Source organism: Polaromonas sp. LjRoot131 (assembly GCF_964252805.1).
In the GTDB taxonomy this organism is placed as follows: Bacteria; Pseudomonadota; Gammaproteobacteria; order Burkholderiales; family Burkholderiaceae_C; genus Polaromonas.
In genome coordinates this window covers 94,409-113,512 of the sequence record NZ_CAXUPF020000006.1, presented here as the reverse complement: position 1 = coordinate 113,512, position 19,104 = coordinate 94,409, and the positions used below count along the sequence as shown (strand labels likewise).

8 protein-coding genes, 1 other RNA gene and 1 pseudogene are annotated in these 19,104 nt (G+C 57.1%); all 10 read left to right on the top strand.

Going from position 1 to position 19,104, the window contains the following annotated elements:
- The first annotated feature begins 30 nt into the window (after nt 1–30).
- Nucleotides 31–696: a phosphoglycolate phosphatase gene (gene gph, locus ACSQ27_RS22575; RefSeq protein ID WP_436157734.1), complete on the top strand. Its 666-nt coding sequence runs from the start codon at nt 31–33 to the stop codon at nt 694–696.
- A 12-nt stretch (nt 697–708) separates the two neighbouring features.
- Nucleotides 709–1,095, top strand: a transfer-messenger RNA (tmRNA) gene (gene ssrA, locus ACSQ27_RS22570).
- 213 nt (nt 1,096–1,308) lie between these two features.
- Nucleotides 1,309–2,520: a tyrosine-type recombinase/integrase gene (locus ACSQ27_RS22565; protein WP_436157733.1), complete on the top strand. Its 1,212-nt coding sequence runs from the start codon at nt 1,309–1,311 to the stop codon at nt 2,518–2,520.
- A 365-nt stretch (nt 2,521–2,885) separates the two neighbouring features.
- Complete coding sequence (locus tag ACSQ27_RS22560) at nt 2,886–10,520, top strand: CHC2 zinc finger domain-containing protein (protein WP_436157732.1); 7,635 nt, start codon at nt 2,886–2,888, stop codon at nt 10,518–10,520.
- Nucleotides 10,521–10,653: 133 nt separating this feature from the next.
- A complete protein-coding gene (locus tag ACSQ27_RS22555; RefSeq protein ID WP_436157731.1) occupies nt 10,654–11,784 on the top strand; it encodes a hypothetical protein in 1,131 nt (376 codons plus the stop codon).
- Between the two features lie 561 nt (nt 11,785–12,345).
- A pseudogene (locus tag ACSQ27_RS22550) lies at nt 12,346–12,603 on the top strand (IS21 family transposase); the annotation flags it as partial.
- A 306-nt stretch (nt 12,604–12,909) separates the two neighbouring features.
- A complete protein-coding gene (locus ACSQ27_RS22545) occupies nt 12,910–13,329 on the top strand; it encodes a hypothetical protein (RefSeq protein WP_436157730.1) in 420 nt (139 codons plus the stop codon).
- Nucleotides 13,330–13,528: 199 nt separating this feature from the next.
- A complete protein-coding gene (locus ACSQ27_RS22540) occupies nt 13,529–17,215 on the top strand; it encodes an ATP-binding protein (protein ID WP_436157729.1) in 3,687 nt (1,228 codons plus the stop codon).
- A 9-nt stretch (nt 17,216–17,224) separates the two neighbouring features.
- Nucleotides 17,225–17,881, top strand: coding sequence for a hypothetical protein (locus tag ACSQ27_RS22535; protein WP_436157728.1), 657 nt, complete (start codon nt 17,225–17,227; stop codon nt 17,879–17,881).
- Entirely contained in the window at nt 17,874–19,100 is a 1,227-nt protein-coding gene (locus ACSQ27_RS22530) for a hypothetical protein (protein ID WP_436157727.1), read from the top strand. Before ACSQ27_RS22535 ends, ACSQ27_RS22530 begins: the two co-directional genes overlap by 8 nt.
- The last annotated feature ends 4 nt before the right edge of the window (nt 19,101–19,104 follow it).

Below are 19,104 nucleotides of genomic sequence, written 5' to 3'. Positions count from 1 at the left end.
GCTTTACACCCTCACATTCACACTCCCGACATGTTTAAAGACATCGCTGCTGTGCTGTTCGACCTGGACGGCACCCTGATAGACAGCGCGCCAGACCTGGGCGCCGCAGCCGACAAAATGCGCACCGACAGGGGACTCGAATCGCTTCCCCTGGCGCTTTACCGGCCCATGGCGGGCGCGGGCGCGCGCGGCATGATTGGCGTGGCTTTCGGCCTGACGCCGGACGACGCCCGCTTTGCCGATCTCAGGGAAGAGTTTTTCCGCAATTACGAATCCCGCATGACCGAGCACACCACGGTGTTCGACGGCGTGGCCGAATTGATCACCGACATCGGCCGGGCCGGCTTCCAATGGGGCGTGGTGACCAATAAATCAGCCCGCTTTACCGTCCCGCTGACCAAAGCCATGCCGCTGTTCGACACGGCCCGGACCATCGTCAGCGGCGACACCACGCCGCATGCCAAGCCGCATCCGGCGCCCTTGCTGGAGGCGGCCCGCCAGCTTGACGTCGCTCCCGAACGCTGCATCTACGTCGGTGACGACGAGCGCGACATCGTGGCCGGCCGGGCTGCCGGCATGCCCACGGTGGCGGCTGCTTACGGCTATCTCGGAAAAATGGCCGATACCGGGGGCTGGAAAGCCGATGCGACCATCGCCGTACCCGGTGCGCTCTTGAATTTGCTGCGAATGGCGTAAACTAGGCTTCCTGGGGCTGCATTGGTTTCGACGTGGGTTCGGACGCGGTGTGGTGCATGTCGAGCTGAGTGTGCTCGTAAAACAGATTCAAACAAACTAACTGCAAACGACGAACGTTTCGCACTCGCTGCTTAATTGCCAGTGAGCTTTACAACAGCAGGCCGATGGGCTGGGCAAGGGGTGTTTAGCGCAAGTTAAACGCTCCCGGCTGTAAAGATAATTTCATCGGCTGGCTCCGGGCTGGGTACCTTAACCCGGGGCAAGAAAATAGGGTGCTGGCGTCCTGTGTAGCGTGCGACTGCGCGACACAGGTGGCGAGACTCAAATCAGACCGCTAAACATGTAGATCTGCCCGAACAAGGCTTGCGGACGGGGGTTCAAATCCCCCCAGCTCCACCACTATAACGTCCAAGGCCGTTTACTGAAGCTCAGTAAACGGCCTTTTTCATTGGTAAATCGCTATTTTTGCGTCCAACACGATTTAACGAAATTCAAGGGTAGCCAACGCAAAACCGGGGAACAAACCGGGGAACAAAATCGAAAAGTACTGCATAATTCAAAATTGTTCCCCGGTTTCCCTCTGAAAAGTACCCCGTTTTACGCCGAATCCCGATGCTGACCGACAAGCACTGCAAGAACGCTTTGTGCCCGCCTGAAAAGAAGCGTGCGCGGTTTACCGACGCCAACGGTTTGTACCTAGAAGTCAGTCCTGCTGGTTCCAAGCGCTGGTTCTGGAAGACGTACGCTAACGGCAAAGAAGGGCGCCTCGCGCTCGGCAGTTATCCGGCAATTAGCTTGGCTGAGGCCCGTAAGGCGCGGGACACCGCTAGGCTTCAAAAGGCTAGTGGCCAGAATCCAGTAGAGGTCAGAAAAATTGCCAAGCTGCGGGCAACGAATCCGACGGGTGACACGTTCCGCGCAGTGGCTCTGGAGTGGTACGCCAAGCAGCTGCCGCAGTGGAGCCCGGCTCACGCGGATAGGTCATTGCGCCAATTTGAGCGTGATCTGTTTCCTTGGCTAGGTGATCGGCGCATGCAGGAGATCGAGCCTATTGAGTTGCTGGCTACCTTGCGCAAAGTAGAGGCGCGTGGTGCGGTGGAGACTGCCGATCGAGAGTTGATGCTGTGCCGGCAGGTCTGGCAATACGCTGTGGCAACCGGCCGGGTCTTGCAGGACATCACCTCTAGTCTCAAGGGTGCCCTAACTCCCTATCGAGGCAAGCATTTCGCCGCAATCACCGATCCCGAGGAATTTGGGGTGTTGCTTCGGGCGATAAAGGGCTACCGTGGCGGTGTGATCGTGAAGGCAGCTTTGGAGTTGGCTCCATTGGTTTTTCAGCGCCCGGGTGAGCTTAGGGGTGCTGCCTGGTCAGAAATCGATCTGGAGGGCGGTTTGTGGACAGTTCCCGCTGCTAGGATGAAACGTGGGGTCGATGGCAAGGAAAACGGCGAGCCTCACCTAGTACCACTCGCAAGGCAGGCCGTTGAGGTTTTGCGGGGCCTGCATCCATTTACGGGGCACGGCAAACTCGTGTTCCCTGGTGAGCGAAATCACGAACGGCCTATTTCTGAGAACTCCGTTCGTACAGCTCTCATTTCGCTTGGATACTCCTCAGAGTTGCAGACTTGGCATGGATTCCGAGCAACGGCGAGAACAATGTTAGCTGAGCGTCTAGATTGCGATCCCTTGATCATTGAAGCGCAATTAGCTCATGCAGTAAAAGATGCGAACGGTAGGGCGTACAACCGTACTCAGTACCTGACGCATAGAGTATTGATGATGCAAAAGTGGGCAGATTATCTTGATAGCCTTAGGTCCAATTAGCAGTAGATCACTGCGCATTCCACCCTGTCCGCCAGAAGTCCCTGTAAGTCGTCGAAAAGCAAAAGCTTTCAGGTTAGTAGGGCGCGACTAACATATCAAACTCATATGGGCGCTTCGGCGCCCATATTCTTTTCCGTAGTGGACCCGGATCTTTTCGCGCCGCCTACCCAGCGCCGAAGGGGGAAGGACCTCTATCGTCGCGCAGAACGAGTTATGCTGATATGTAGCCTGCACAGGTCAGTCGCTTGGCTGCCGCAGGCAATCTGATGGCGCACATAAGTCTCCATCGGCGCCGTGGGCGGATTCTCCAGGTACGCGTCTGATAATCTGTCCCTAACGAAATCTAGTGATTTAGGGAGGGGACAATGGAAGGTCGTTACGACGTTGGCGATTTGCTCGCGAAAATTCCGCTGGAAGATGTGGTGCAACGTCTGGGCATGGCGACCGAGCGGCGCGGCGCTATCACCCAGGCTTTGTGTCCGTTTCACCAAGACACCCGACCGTCGTTGAACCTGTATTCGGCCGATGGCGCTAACACCGCTCACTACCACTGCTTTGCATGCGGAGCGCATGGTAACGCTGTTGACCTGGTCAAGAAGGTCTTGGGTTTGGAGTTCTTGCCGGCGGTGCAGTGGCTAGGTCAGCAGTTCGGAATCAAGGCTCCGAGTCGGCAGTCTAAGCGCCGCGCCGCCAATGCCGCCACCAGTGAAACGGCGCTAAAGTTTGCCCTGCGCGTCTACGACGAGCAGCACGACGACAGTCGATTCAAGGCCTGGTGTGCCGAGCGCGAATTTGACCGAAACTTCCTTTATGAGGAAGGTCTGCGCTGCATCACGCGCGGTGTTTTAGTGGATACGCTTCAGTACAAAAGCGTGGGTGAGCGTGCCGAACTGACCGATGGCCTGCAGACTCTGGGCTTAATCAAGCGTTTGCATCAACGCTCTGAGCCGGTGCAGGGCAAGCTGAACCTGCATGACCAGTTTCAAGACTGCTTTCATGACGGCCGAATGATCATTCCTATTCGGGGTGGCACTGCGAAACAGTCCGAGTTACTTGGCTTTGCAGGCCGAGCATTGCAGAGCATGCCCCCCGAGGGCGTGGCCAAATACTTACTTACCTCGGGTTTTGAAAAGGCCAAGGCCCTGTTCAATGAACCCGCGGCCTTCGGTGCGGTGAAGCAAGCACTAAAAGCTCACTTGCCGGCCAAGCTATATCTCGTGGAAGGCTTTCTGGACGCCTTGCGCCTGAAATCCCTTGGACTGCCTGTCGTGGCTCTAATGGGCACCAGTTTGGGCAAAGAGCCTATGGAGCGACTGAAGAAGCTCGCAGAAGAGTCGAACTCCAGTGCTGAGTTGGCGTACATCCTGTTTCTTGACAATGATCCGGCCGGTTTTGGGGGCACGGACCGGCTGGTACGCCGCCTGCTGGATCTGCGCGGCGTGAACCTGCGCTGGGTAGGCATGCCATGGCGTAGCAAACCTGCTTTGGGCAAAGACCCAGACACCAGTTTGCGCGGGTTACGCACGGCAGAGCAAGCTACAACTTGGCTGCAGCCCTTCGACTTGCCGGCTGAGGCTGTACTGTTGGCGCAGGCGCTGGGCGGGCAGGATGCTTCAGTTCTGCAGCCCGAGCGATTTAGTCATTTGGTGCCTACCGTGCGCGAACGCGCCTTGTTTCGAGTCGGCATGGCGCTCCGGCGCTTGTACGGGCCCCGCCCAGCCGAGGTTGCTGCGGCGCGTTTAGAGGCATGCGCTTGGGAATGGGCGCAGCAATTACACGCCGAGTTGGCAGTGGCCCAAACCAGCCATCGCGCGTTGCCAACACGAGGCCTGTACCTTGAAGAAAAACTTCCGCGTGTGGCGCTGGCTCGCAGCCTGGCTTACCACGGCGCGCGCCGTGGTGAGTTGCCCTGCGATGAAGAGGTCTGGCAGATTATGGGCGGCAATGCACGGCTGTTTGACCAGATCGCCTTGGATCGTCTGCAGGCCATGATGACTGGTGATCCCTTCTGGAAGCAGGCAGCACCCTTTGACGCGGTGAACCTGCCGCGTAAGCTGACGGCCGATCCGAAGATTCTGGACGACCCGCGTCGCAAAGTGATGCCCCACCCTGCCGACCTGCTTGTGCAGCAGATTGTGCTCGACGAACTGCTCAGTCAGCGTCATGACCGGCCAACTGCTGCCGGCCGGGCCTTTTCAGACTGCATACCTGCGGTGCGCTGGTATGCCTCCCGCAGAGAAGTTCTGGTCACGGGTTTGAGTTCGCCGCTCAATGAACTCGACGAAGAATTGGATCTGCCCAAAACGCTGAGCTTTGGTTACCAGATAGACATGGACGTCCTGGAGGGTGACCAGACCCCGTCTGACCAAGGCATGTTTCGCCCATTTGGGCAGTGCTGGCGAGAGTTCATGGGCAGCCTAGCTAAGCAGTGCCACGCCATAGGGCCTCGCGTTCATGTGCTGCGGTTGGATGCCAAGCGTTACTACGACTCGATCCAGCGCTTTGTCGTGCGGGATGCGCTGTTGACACCACTAAACCAAGCATTGGCTACGCATGGCGTACCAGAGGGTTTTGGGCGCATCTTCGGCTTGCCAGAAGCTAGCGCAACTCTTTGGGACACCTCATTGGAGGCCAAACTGGAGCGCCTGCTGGTTGGGCTGATCTTTCACCACGAGTACCGTGATCCTGATGCGGAAGGCAAGACTCAGCGCAGCAGTGAGTTCGTGGGCATCCCGCAGGGGCCTGTGCTGTCGGCCTATCTCGGCACCATTGCCTTGTTTCCTGTGGACGAAGCGGCGCGCGGCTTCATCCATCGCACAGCCGATAAAGGTATGGATGCCACTTTGCGACCGCGAGCCGGCTATGCGCGCTATGTGGACGACATCGTTTTGTTTGCAGACAGCGAAGATTTGCTCAGGCAACTACGCGAATTGCTGCAAGCCAAGGCTGCCGAGCGTTCCATTGACTTGATTCACAAAGGCGAGCGTGTGCGTTCCGGCTCGCCCCAACAAGTGATGCGCCAGCTCAATGACGGACGTGGCCTAGCGCCGTCTGTGCCGGCTTGGGATGCCCCCCTCGTGGGCGATGGCGAGACCGACTACAGCTTAGGCGGCGAACTGCCTGAGGTGGATCGCCAGTGCGCCTTGCAGATGCTGCGGCGTGTGGCGATGATGAATGAGCCCAGAGAAATCGCGGGGCAGGTCAAGGCTGTCTTGGGTGCGCCTGATCTGCGCGCGGGGGACTTGGGCCTGTGTGCACGCTGGTTGTGGTGGCAGGTGGCGGCCACCGCCAGTATCGTGGAGATGCCAGAGAGCTTGTGGGCGCGGTTCTGGGAGTTGTGGGATGGGGTCTGCGGTGAGCATCCCTGGGCCGGTGCGTTTGCGCAGCGTGGCTACCACTGGCTGTTTGCCGTTGAGGGCCTGGACAAGTTGCTCGATAACCACCCGTGGCAGGAGAGCGGTAAATTTTTGAGCGAGCTTGAGGAAGATCGCAAGCTGCGCCTAAACCTGGCCCGCTTAGTGTGCGAGCCAGCGTTCAGAGACGAAGTGAAGCCGGTGACTAACCTCGATCATGTGCAGCGGCGCGTTTGGCTGGTTGTACGCAAGGCCCAACGCCTGCTGGGCAAACCAAGCGCCACGTTGGCTCTGCCCCCGCAGCAAGGCCGCCCGTTGACAGCCCTTGAGTGGCTCTGCCTAGCCGGTCAGAGTTTGGCTCACCAAGACACCGCACAACGTCAAAACACCGCCGATCATCCCTTGAACGCACTTTGGGGTCGGCGACCGCAGAGGTCGAGCGATGACGGATTGGACCGCGCGTATGAGGTAATTGACCAACTGGCCCCGCCCGAAAACGATGACAGTATGGCATCGCTGGGCGGCACCACTCCCTCCGTGGACTTAGCGATTGACTTCGTCCTCAACAGTTCGCCAACGAAAAATGCGCTTCCAACCCTGGCGCACAGATTTCCACGTTTGCTTTCTCAGTTTGGCACTGAGAAGCAACTAATACCTCATCTTCCGACGGTCAGCGAGATTGCCGCGTCGCTTTATGCTATTGATGCTCAGCCCAGCGCTGACGGGCGCTTGCTCTATCGATACTCGTTGCGAGTATCAGATTCTTCGCCACCCGCACTTGGAACTGAGCAACGACTTGCCCAGGTGGTCATGTGTGCCCAGCCGCCTTGCCCAGCCGACGAAACAAGTGTTAACTTTGTTGAAGAGGAGTCGGCAGCTCAACGGCTTGTTGTGACGAAGAGCGCGGAGTTGAAACCGTGGACTGAACTAGCTCTCGCTGTAGTCGGTACGCAACATGCTAAATTGCCCATCACGCATCGGGCGGCGCGCCTCTACTACGCCCTCTTGGCCATGCACAAAATGGCGGTGGGTGGCGATCACAGACTGGCCTACGTGCCCTTCCGGCCTCAGTTGTTCCAGCAAGTCCAAGGCAACGAAACAACGCTTTACCTTCTGGCTGATTGCGTCGAACGCGACCAACTGGGCGTCAACGCCTGGTACCACGATCTGGACCACCGTGTGCAATCGGTGACGGTACCCTTTGCGGGGGCCGAACTGTGGCGTGTGGGCTGGGCAGTGGCGGACGTGCTGGGTGTGGCTACCGACATGGCCGGCGAGACCGGCGAGCGTGACGAGCAGCTTGATGAGCTCCAGACAACGGACAGCGAAGTAGGTAGCGCAGAAGCCACAGAGGCCCAAGCCATGCAAGAACTTGAGGCCTATGTACTGCGCCAGCAACTGCGCAAACTGCAGGGAAGCTACTTATCTTCGGCCCAGATTGACTCGACAAGCAGGACGGAGGCCGGCCTGCCGCGCACGGTGACACGGGCTCTGGCTTCGCTGGAAAAGTTTCCGGCGCATCTAGGCTTGGACGCCCAGGTACGACACCTACTTGCGGTAGAGGCCGAAAGCCGCGCCATGGTCCTGCGCCTCGAACTTGGCAGCGGTGATGACATGCGGCATGTTTTGCACCGGGTGTTTCCCGAGGCGTTAAGCAGACTGCCCCTGTGGGTTCTACAAGGCCTGCCACTGCAGCGTCCTTCCGGGCAGCTCGCTACTTTGCGCCCAGACCTGGGCTTGCTGCTGGCTCTGTATAAGGCGCTTTACAACAACACGGGTGCGGTTCCCGAGATCAATGTTGCACCCTTGCGCTTGGCGCTTACGCTGGCCGCCATAGGCACTGGGCTACGGGGCAGCGTGGCAGCGCTTTGGGGTTATGCGCAAGCGTCGGGCGCTGCTCGCATGCCCGAACATTTGAACCTACCGCCCCATTGGGCGATGGCAGACATGGAGCGCCTGGACCCGCAGGGTGACTACAGCGCGATGCGCAAACGATTGTTGGATGGAAATTGGCCAGCGCTGTGCAAGGCCAGCCCATGGCAGTGGATGCTAGCCATGATCGGCTTGCTGGATACAGACTTACCGCAAGCTTTTGATCTGCCAAGCCTGACCCAGATTTACCAGACTCTGGCACAGTGGCAGACAGCTTCCGCTGATGGGCTCCAGGGAGAGGCCAGTGTCGAGGAAGAGGATGCGATCTGGCCCTTTGATGCCTTGCCAACTGTCTCGCTGCAGCGCTGCGACGATGTAATGAACGCTTTGCCCAAGGCGCTGTGCGCGCTTGACGCCTTACGCGGCATTCGTGTGGTGAATGTGCAAGCGCAGAAGTTTGGCCGCCATCCGCACACCGACGAGTTCACTGACGCCAGTGGCGCGAGCTGGCAAATGAGCACGCCACAATTCACCAGCTTGTTTGCCAATACCTTGCCGCAGCGCCACTTTGGCCGGCGCAAGCTGACGTTGTGGTCGGAGACACGCAGCAGCGGCATGGACGATGACCTGCTCGCGGTGCACACGCTAGATCACAAACTCGGCCGGTGGTTCAGCTTTGAGAATCTGACGCCCGCGATGCCAGAGGTCACGCCACGATCACACGGTGTGTCCGGCGATACACCTGTTCAGCGGACCATCGCTGCTGAAGCAGGCGAGGCACCGGCCACGTTCTCTTTTCATGGCGAAGCAGATGAGCCCGAGCAGCGTCCCCAAGCTGCGGAGCGTTCCGCATCCTCTGCACCAACGCCCCATGCTGTTTCTGGCGCAATGCTGCTTGATCGATTAAAAGAGTGGCAAACAAACTCATGGAGCAAGCGCTTCGGCGTTGGCAGAACCAGAGAGGACGAGGATTTAAATGCCCATGGGCAACTCCGCGTCGCGCTGTTCCAGTGGCGGGTGGATGACAGCTACAGCCACCCACTAGCGGAGGTTGGGCTATGCGGCCTTCCCTTGGCGTCAACACAGAAAAAGGAGCTACAAACTTTTCTGGCCGCGGACTTCAAGGCTGTTCACAAGGCTGCCAAGCGCGGTTCGGAGTTCAATTGGCAGGATGACTTGAGGGTCATCTCATGGCCGGAGCATCGGCGCCGCGTCTTGCTGAGCCAGGCCTTGCGCGCATGCCGTGAATTAAAGGTGCAACTCTTGGTACTCCCCGAAGTTTCGGTTCGGCCAGACACTGTGGAGTGGTTGAAGGGTGAGTTGATTCACCATCCAGGCTTGGCTGTGTTGGCGGGCACCTTCCGTCAGTTCGAGGCGGCGAGCGACCACCCGGAGCATCTGAAAGAAAAATTGACTCTTTTGTGGCAGCCGGCCAAGGCCGAAGCCGAAGCCTTTGGCTTGCAAAGCGATGCCCTCGTTATGCAGTTTCAGCGTGACAAAAAGTACCGCGCCGTGGCGGCGCATGAACTGTTTCGCCCAGGCAGCAAAGAACTGGCACCCCTGTACCGAGAGGCAGAGGTATTGGAGCAATTGCGTGGTACATCGGGTCGCACATGGACGCTGGACCAGCTCAAAGCACTGATGCAGGCCCTCACCCACGGCCCGCAAAAGCTGCATTACTGCATGGAACTGATTTGCTCCGAATTGTTCTTGCTTACCAGCCCCGCCAACCGCCGACCCCTGCTGCAAGACTTAGCCAAGTTGTTCAGGCAGTTTGGCTTGGATGCAACTAGGGCTGCAAAACTTGTGGACGACGATATTCGGGCGCTTGGCGAGTGGTTGACCATCAGCCAAGCCAATCGCGAGCGACGGTCAGTGCTGTTGGTGCCCGCCTGCACAAGCCGCAGCAACGATTATTGGCATGCTGGCCAGGCCAGCGTGCTAGCCTCAGGCACGGCCACCGTCTTCTGCAATGCCGTCAGCAAGGGGCTCAGTGTGGGCGGCAGTTGCTTCATTGGCTGCGACTCGGTTCAGAAGCCGAAGGAACATCCCGGCATTGTGCGTCTGCTTACGCCCTACCACGGCTGGCACCACGGCATTCTGCAGCCGTCATGCCAGGGAGCGCTATCTGAGGCGGATCAAGCCCTAGTGGTGGTTGATCTGGACCCAGTTCACCTGGTCAGCGGCAAGCCACGTCCGCAGTTGTTGCCTGAGCCGGTGTCCATGGTGGCCTATCTGCCCATCGTGGAAGTTTTGTGCAAAGAAGACAACGCGCTGGGGCTCGTGGCGGCCTTACGGGATCAACTCACCGCCGAAGGCGTCCACACCTTGACGCGATTGCTGAATGCAGAAACGTTTCCGATTCCCTGCGAGGCACTGCACACCAGTGAGCTCTTTTACGAGGCCCTAGCCAAACTCTTCAATGCCAAGACGGGCGATATTCTGAAGGCTGAGTCGGGTGGCCCAGCGCTGGACGCGTTTGCTGGGTTCTTCAGTGACCCAGCAGCCGTTCGCCAGCGCATCATGGCCAGCTTGAAGGATCATCACCAGCAACCCGCGCCACTGACCAAGGCCGACGGCCTAGACTTGACGCCAGCGTGGTTGGACTTCTTAGTGGCCGACATGACCTGGAAGCAGCCTGACGCCGAGCGGCGTGGGGATGAACAGTCTCGCGACAAGCAGCCGGCGATCAGAGTGGCACCATGGCAGCATGTGTTGACCCAACCACATGCAGGCGAGGACGGTGTCAGGGGCGGAGATCCAACTGCAGCCTGAACTGGTGGCCGATATGACAGTAATAAAGCCACTCGCGGCCCCACGGCTCCCGACGATTAAGCGCCTGTTCACGTTCTGCCGGAACCAGTGTGCCTACCCTGGTTGTACCGACGAAATCGTTAGGGATGCAACGGTGGTCGGAGACATCTGCCACATTGAAGGCTCCAAGGACGGCTCGGCCCGCTACCGCAGCGAGCAAGATCCAGAGGAGCGCCACGGGTACGATAATTTAATACTCCTTTGCAAACTGCACCATTCCAAGATTGACGGTGACGAACAAACATACACGACCGCTCGCCTCAAGGAAATCAAGCAGGCACACGAGGAAGAGGCAACTCCACTCCCCGCGACCCTAATCAACACTGCAGTAGGCCTCTTTGTAGCACTCATCGATACCGACTCGGTTTCTGCCCAGACGATTCACGTAGGGACAATAAATATCGCGGCTCTCCCAAGGGTCAGTTCCGATGCATTTGAGCCAGGTCGGGGGCCACTGGGTTTGCTCTCGCAAGAGCTCGGGCGAGTTCTCGCCCATCAAATCTATATGCTGGACCGCGCGGTAGTGAATTTCTCTTCAGCGTCAGCCTCCCATGCTCCGCCACCGGATCCATGGACGACATTTCGACCGTTCAAGCCTTCGCTCTATCCGAGCGCTCCCGCATGTCTGGATCTCTCCCACAGCGACGCTATGCTGCTCACTGAGTTCTACGGCGGCACGCAAGAAATAGACGACCACGTTTGCCGTTGGCACGAGCAGAAGGCAGACTGGGACATGAACACCTGGAACGTCTTGATGCAGACAATCGGTCACAACGTAGAGGCCGGCCTACAGGCCGCCGCTCGGTTCTGCCCCACTCGTCTGTATGACAACAAAGTTCCGATACTAGGTACATTCAGTGACCGCGGCAGCAAGGCCCTGGAGAGCATGCGCGGCATCATGGCAGCTCATCTGGCGCGCTTCGCGCGGACTCACGCTGCCATCAAGGTGATAAGAGCGCAATACAAGGGCGGCCGCCGTGCCGGCGACTTCGCGTCGGAACTGACTCAACTCGCTGGCGGCAGCCGTTCGGACTGGACGGCCGCAGTAGAGGCCGGAGTCAGATGCGCTGCATTGCCATTAGATCTGACCGACGTGTTCTACAACCATCGATTGCATACCCTCTCTCGCGACGAGATAGCGATGCTGTGGATCGAACTCGCACGACAGAAGAAGCTCAGTCTAGACCAACGGTCACGTGCGTGCCCTGTGGCCATCTCATACTAAGGGTAGCAGGTGCTCATTCGGTGCACGTGATGCGTCGGCATAGGTCATTTGCGCCGGCGATTCGATGTTCGGCAATCTCTGCGGGTTGCCGGCGACGCCGCGGTTCAGCCAACCTACACGCGTGAGGCCAAGTAACGATAACACGCACTTGTGGATAGTCAGCAAGCACGCACTGGCAGTCGATTTGGCGCTAGTTGATATCAGCGCAGGCAAATATTGACGACATGCTATTTGGGTGATCGGATTAGCGTCGAGGCATACTTGCTCTCCCCCCAACTTACCGCGCATGTCTCCGAAACTTCGTACCACCGACCCCCAGGCTGTCCGGATCCGTGATGCTCGCCCATGCAAGAACATTCGCAACTGACACCTTCCGCGTTCCAGCAGGCGGCAGCACATTTTTGCTGAACTTTGAGCGGCTGAATCACATAGATTTGACCAAATCGGACGATTGCGTGTTGAATTCCGTCGAAATCTGATCCAGTTAGCGCAGTAATTTCCATCCAAATCTGACCCACGTAGGCACTACCCTGCTTGTTTTAAAAGCAGGGGAATTCAGGAGTGATAGACGTGGCGACATTGAATGTCATCAGACGTTGGGCATTGAGGGATCAGATGTCCATCCGCGAGATCTCAAGGCGTACAGGCCTGGCTCGCAACACAGTGAAGAAGCACCTGCGATCGGAAGAGAGCGAGCCCAAGTACCCAAGACGGGTCAGCTCAAGCAAGCTCGATCCCTACGCCGAGAAGCTGGCCACCTGGCTGGTAATCGAGGCAACAAAATCGCGGAAACAGCGGCGCACTTTGAGGCAGATCCACACACAAAAAGGAGAAAACCAAGAACTTATCCACATCGTGAGCAGCTTCTGCTCACAAAGAGTGTGGGTCAAGATTCGATGGAAAACTCGGGTCAGACTTCAGTGCAATTCAACACACTTAGCGCAGTGAAGGTTCCCAGAGGAGGACCGACAGACTTTGGTTCTCTTTATTTTGAAGATGCCCTTTTAGTGCCTATTGGCGGATCCTACCAGCACTGCTGACCGCACTACTTGTTGTCGAATACGGCCGTTGAGGGCAAACCGGATTGGTAGTCGCAATGGCAATTCAGCTTGAAGGATGAGTCTGGTGGTTACCGTATTCGACCGAATGCCTGCTCCGAATGCTGCCATCGAGAGATACGGAGCCCTGCTTGCAGGGCAGCTTGATGAAGCCGTTGTGGTGCCTTACAGGCAGGTCAACATTGGCGATTGGGCGCCTGAAGAAAACAAATGCCACCATAACGTGGCCATCTGGATTGAAAGAAATCCACACCACGGACAAGTACTAGGCTGGCTGGTCATCGCCGCAGCAAACAGCGACTTCATACGGTTCGTTGCCCATTCGGTGGTTGAAGACGAAATGGGGAACAGGTTCGACATCACACCCCTTCACGCCATGGAGCCACGGCCGTTCTTGGACGCCGGCATTGACGCTGACGACTATTTTTGGATAGAAGAACAGTCGTTTGAGGTCTATGCAATGAGTGGCTTCGACCATTTCATCTAGCTCCCGAGAAAACAGAATTGGCGACGGGGCGACCTGGGCAGGGCGAGGGGGAGACGAGTGTTGTCCAGATCGAGGAGGTTCTGTTTAATACAAGCTGAGGCCGCAGTCGGACACGATGTTCGTTAAGGCCGCCCAAGAAGGGCCAGTTTCATACTAAGCTCTACGGATTGCAAGGTCTAAGAGAATACGGAGGGGCTGAATGTCTTCACGTCTGCGGCGCATGCTGCTGGTCAATACAAGAACAAGTGGATCGCTATCTTCGGGCGCGATCAATGAGATAGACCCGCGCAATGGGGCGGCAGTCACAGGGGAAAACTCGGTCGGCAAGACGACTACGCTCGAGTTGATTCCTCTTTTCTTTGGTACTTTGCCGAGCCAAATCGCAGAGGCTGGTGGGGGCCGTGAACCCATGCTCCGGTTCGTGCTGCCGACCCCCCAAAGCGCGATCGTTTTCGAATATCAGCGCGGAAATGATGAAGAGCACGATGTTCGGTGCGTGGTGATTCGCCGGCCGTCCAGCGCCGACGCGGCCGAATACCGCCTCATCCGCGGACCATTTGATGAGGGCTTGTTCACAACGGCCACTCCTGGTGGCTCCAAAGTCTTCACCGATGATGCGCAATTGGTGGACGCTGCACGTGCCAGGCCGGTCGCAACCACCCGAAAGCTGAGCACCGCCGAATATCGGTCTGTGATCCTGGGGCTCAAGGCCACCAATCATGATGCCCGCGAACTGCGGATCATGAGTGGTGACTACTCCTTCGGAAGTCGCGGTCGCGGTTTGCCCCATTTGGACCGCCTTATCTCGGCGGTGGTCAAGGAGCGCGTGAATTTTCGAGACTTCATCCATGTGTCCGTGACCATGATTCAGGACGCAATTGGAGGCACAGCAGGGGCGGGTCTGGAGCGCAATAAGTTCTCCTTGAGGCAGAGTCGCTCGCAGATCGAGCGGTGGCTCGATGACAGGGACGCCTGTGATGCCGCGTTCAAGCTGGAGCCCCGTATTGCCAGGTTGCGCGAGGCGACCAAAGGGTTTACCAATGCGGAAGCCCAGCTCCGCGACGAGAAGCAGCAGATCCCTCTACTGCTGGATGTTCGTGTGGAGACACATACCGCTCGCAAAGCGACCCTTGATTCCTTAATCGAAGCGCGGAAGGAAGAGGTTGGCATTGAAGGGGAGGTACTGGGTAATCTGCAAGGGGCTAGCCGGATAGCGAGACAGGAAACCAAAGCGGCCGAGCAGCTTCGGCAGGGCGAGGAGATGCGTCGAGACGGCCTTCATCTCAAGAAAGTGGAGGAGTGGGCCTCCCAGCTCGACCAGATCCCGGGACTGAGGGTCCAACTGGGGCAGATCGATGAACAGGTTCGGGCCGCTCAGGGGCAGTACGAAGGAATCTCAGAGGTCTATGACCGTCAGATCAGTGAAGTAGATCTTGCTGCCGCTCGGGAAGACGGCCGGCTGCAGGAGCTGAAGAGTGGGCCCAACCAACAGCTCGAGATCGAGCGAGGGGACATCGAAAGCGCAAAAAGCGAACGGCTAGACGAACTCCAAGCGGCGCAAGCGCAAGCTCAGGTGGAGCTTAATGATGCGGTCAACGCCATTTCCGAACGCATTGGTGAGGCCAAAACCTTGGCCGCACATGCCGGCGCCAGCCAGAGTGCACTTGCTGCGGTGAGCTTGGCCGAGTCCAACAATGAGGCGCATCAGAGCAACTTGCAACAAGCATTAGCTCTTACGCGTGAGGCAGGCGGTACCGTAACTGAAGCTGACACAAGCTATCGCACTACGGAGGAACGTCGAACTGAGGCTCACCGGCAGAAAAAGGCTGCCGAAGCGGCGCGTCAGCAGGCTTCTGCGCTATTGGTCCCTGGTAATGGAACTTTTCTGTCGTCTTTGCGTGCAGTAGACCCGGGCTCATGGAAGGCAACGCTTGCGCGGGTGCTGGATCCGGAATTGCTCGCGCGTACAGACCTGTCCCCTCAACTACTTGGTAAAGATGCGGCCGACACACTGTACGGTTGGGATTTGGCCGTTGACAAGATTGATTTACCCATTTGGGCCAATGACGATGCGCTTCGCGAACGAATGTCTGCCGCGCAAGATCTGGAAAAGAGCACTGCACAGGCCGCGGCGGCCGTCGATATCGAGTTTTCGAAGATCTCCGCTGCTTTGACCGCTGCAAAAAGAGCGCATGGTATCGCCGAATCAGCACTTTCTGTGCTTCAAGGCAAAACCTCCGCAATGCAAGATGCTGTGAAGCTTTCCAAGGATCGCCGAGATCGCGAGATTCAAGAATCTCGTCAGACTGCACAGAATCAGATCGCCGTCTTGATAACGGAGCAGAAGGGCTTCTCGGCTCAGTTGGCTGCTCTTGCCAAGCGCCAACTTGCCGAACGTACAGCGATTACTTCCGCAGCGGCTGCGCAACTTGTTCAGGCGCAGAAGCGGTGCGCCCTTGCAATTGAGCTGATTGAAACTCAGCGCACCCAGAATAACGAAGCCGCTATCAAACGCAAAAAAGAACTGGAGTCTCAGAGAGACACGCATCTTGCAAATGAAAACGTCGATGTTGCCCGCTTAAATGAACTGAAAAACAGTCGTAAAACACTGGCTGAATCAATTGAAAAAATCGAAGCTCTTGAACCTACAGTTAATCTCTGGCGGAAATGGTTAGCCGAAGGTGGTTACGGCATTCTTGAAGCGCTGAAAGCAGACGAATTGAGTAAGATTGCCGCGCAGACAAAGGCGAGCGATGCGCTCACCGCGCATGAAGGCAGCATGGACAAGTCCCGGCAGCGATTCAATCGTGACCACACTGGCCTTTCGGAAGATGTGGACCAACTGCAGCGAGACGTTGAAACCCTTCGAAAGTTACTGGAGCAGCATCCAACTTCACGCAACAACAACATCACGCTGTCAGACCCGGGGCGATCAGCAGCCTCTTTGCGGTCTCGCATTGCTGAACTTAGCGACGAGATGGACAAAGCGGAAAACCAGGTGCGCCAGCAGTACCGCAGCATCAAGGAAGACCTTACCGGTCAGCCCAGTTCAGTCAAGGAACTCGTCGAACAAAGCCTGCTGGAGTTCAACGGTCAGTCCATCATCAGGCAAGCCGACGAGTTGTGCACTATCTACCGCACATTAGGTCGACAAATTGTCCCCAATCTAAATAATGAGGTCGCGGCGATTCTTGAGCACATCCGCCAGTTCCGCAAAAAGATAACCGACTTTGAAACCGAATCGGTCCGTTACAACAAAAATCTGCAGGGTGGGTTGGACTCCGTTGCCGGCTTTAAGCGCTTGAAAGAGTTCAAGATCAACGTGGTGACCGATTTCGGGACTTTGGGATTCATGAAGAAACTCGATGCCATCGACGAGATCACGCGAGACAATAAAGCGCGCGTGATCCTCGATCCCGAGAGAGACATGCCTGATGCCAAGACCGCCGCTGCACTGCGCGACTTCATGAGCGTGCTTGGTCAAAACGCGGCACTGGAAGTCGATTTGTCTCGCCACATCAATCTCTCTGGAAGTGTGACTGTCAGCGACGTGGTCAAACATTTCAAACGCGAAAGCGATCTGGAGCACATCGCGTCGACGGGGCTTAATGCCATTATTCTGATCACGCTGCTGTCGGGCATGCTCAACATGATTCGGGGTACCGAGGAGGTCTACATCCCTTGGGTGACCGATGAGGTTGGGAAATTCGATCCAGGCAACTTCAAAGCCCTGATGGAAATGCTGGGTGAAAACCGCATTGACGTCGTAACCGCTTCACCTAAGCTGACCATAGCGGAATTCAGGCATTTTGAGCGTTGCTACGTGTTCTCAGACCGTGGGCGAATCGCTCGCTATGCGTTGCCTCAGCGTCGCACGGCGACATAAGGACTGCCCATGAATACCCAGCTTCTGACTGATCTTCTGGCGGGAAAATTCATTTGTTCGATCGCCTTCGAACAAGAGTACGAACAGCTCAAAGCCCCGGAAGTCCGCGCCGAGGTGGAACTTTGGCTCGCCGGTATTGACCGGCGTTTGGCGCAACTTGGCGAGGACGGTGCCTATTTCGCGGCTCCAATGCAAATCATGGCCCCGCATGCCGCTAAGGTGCGCGAGGACCTCAAGCATTTTCGGGATGTCTACGGTCCATCGGTGCGCATGCTCAATCTCATTCGGGAGGCCAAAGAAGGTTTTTCTTGTAGCCCGGGCGACTATGTTCAGCTTGCTGATATTGAAAGCAGCATCAATGAAAGCTCCACCCTGGAGTCTCATCTGCGTTCCATGCATGGGACGATCACCGGAGCGTCAATCAAACACAACAACCGGGAGTTCCTCAAGCGCATGCTTGAGAATCTCAAGGATGCCGGGTACCTGGTACTGTCCAACCCGCAGAACGAGACCTATCGGGTCACCGGGAAAATCGATCACCTCCATGCGGTCTTGGAGTTCATTTCAGAACATGAACCCGTGATTTCCACAGCGCCTGAAGATGAAGCGCAAACGGAGGATCTGGTTCTGAAGGCGGCACTTGAGGATGGAAAGAGCGATGTCTGAGCGTAACGGCCAGATTCAGCGGGTTCTCAGCACCCTTGCCAGCCATGGTGACCTCATTGCAGAAGGCTTGGTCGGTACCATCCATTCCGGGGGAGGCTACAGGGCGCGTGACAAGGCCATTGAGGCCTTGGTCTCCATTCATGCACTAACGCCGTATGAAGAGGGCGCATACCGGCTCAATCCACGGCTGCGCGAGTTCATCTCCGATCATTTGGTTAGCTACAACGCGTTCCAAACGTTGACCCGCCTGCGAGACCAAATCTACCAAGCTCGCACCCAATGGACGAATCTGCGGCTGATGCACAGCGAAGGTGTCGTCACCGACGCAGAGAAGTTGGAATGGGCGCTGGATGATACGGTGACAAATATCAGCTATGAGATGGACCGCAATCTCACGTTGCTGAACTCTCACATTTCCACCGAATACGGAAATGTTGAATCGTTATCGGCCAAGATCCGACAGAACGTGTTCTACGCCAAAGAGGTTAAGAGTTGTCTGGACGAAATTCGCCAGCTCGATTCCACCGTTGAAATGATAGACGGTGAGGCATTGAGCGGTGGTTTCCAGCGGGTGCGAGCATTAGTCAATGGGCGTTTGCGTTCCCGTCTGCATCATTGGACAACCCGGCTGAACGATATCCAGCACGAAATCAGCAAACGCCTGTTTAAAGCCAGAAAGCTTGAGCAGAAATTGCGCAACCTGGGCAAGGTGGCTCTTTGGCTAAATCAGAACCAGCTCACGGGTGGCTTCGATATTGACGTTGACGAGTCACTGCCTGTGGCGCTCATCACCCCTACAGTGGTGGTTAATACCTGGAATGTGGATGTACGCGACACGGATCCAATCGTTTACGACGGCTTGGTGGCTGCAGTGGCCAGGTTACCAGCCCCACGGATGCCTCCCGTGGAGCAGGCCGCACCTGACGCGCAGCAGGTCATGTCCGTTGTCCAGGAGATTGTCGTGGCCGAACGGGAGCCGGTTGACGACCTGATCGAACATCTGCTTGACGTCATGCTCGGTGAGCCGGATCGAGGCATGTCTTTGCTAGAGTGGAAGCGTACGCACGGTCTGGCGGATGTGGGAGATGAGGAATGGCTGCTTTATGCCTCGAGTCAGATGGCCACAATGGGATATAAGGTTGATCCGCAATTGATGGATCGTGCCGAAGGCATCTACAACGATCTTTTTGATGACATTGTTGTTTCGATCCCTACCTGAGATT

Excerpts from the sequence above, each read along its gene's own strand:
- gph (WP_436157734.1), top strand. The coding sequence starts at position 31 with ATGTTTAAAGACATCGCTGCTGTGCTGTTCGACCTGGACGGCACCCTG.
- ACSQ27_RS22565 (WP_436157733.1), top strand. The coding sequence starts at position 1,309 with ATGCTGACCGACAAGCACTGCAAGAACGCTTTGTGCCCGCCTGAAAAG.
- ACSQ27_RS22560 (WP_436157732.1), top strand. The coding sequence starts at position 2,886 with ATGGAAGGTCGTTACGACGTTGGCGATTTGCTCGCGAAAATTCCGCTG.
- ACSQ27_RS22540 (WP_436157729.1), top strand. The coding sequence starts at position 13,529 with ATGTCTTCACGTCTGCGGCGCATGCTGCTGGTCAATACAAGAACAAGT.
- ACSQ27_RS22535 (WP_436157728.1), top strand. The coding sequence starts at position 17,225 with ATGAATACCCAGCTTCTGACTGATCTTCTGGCGGGAAAATTCATTTGT.
- ACSQ27_RS22530 (WP_436157727.1), top strand. The coding sequence starts at position 17,874 with ATGTCTGAGCGTAACGGCCAGATTCAGCGGGTTCTCAGCACCCTTGCC.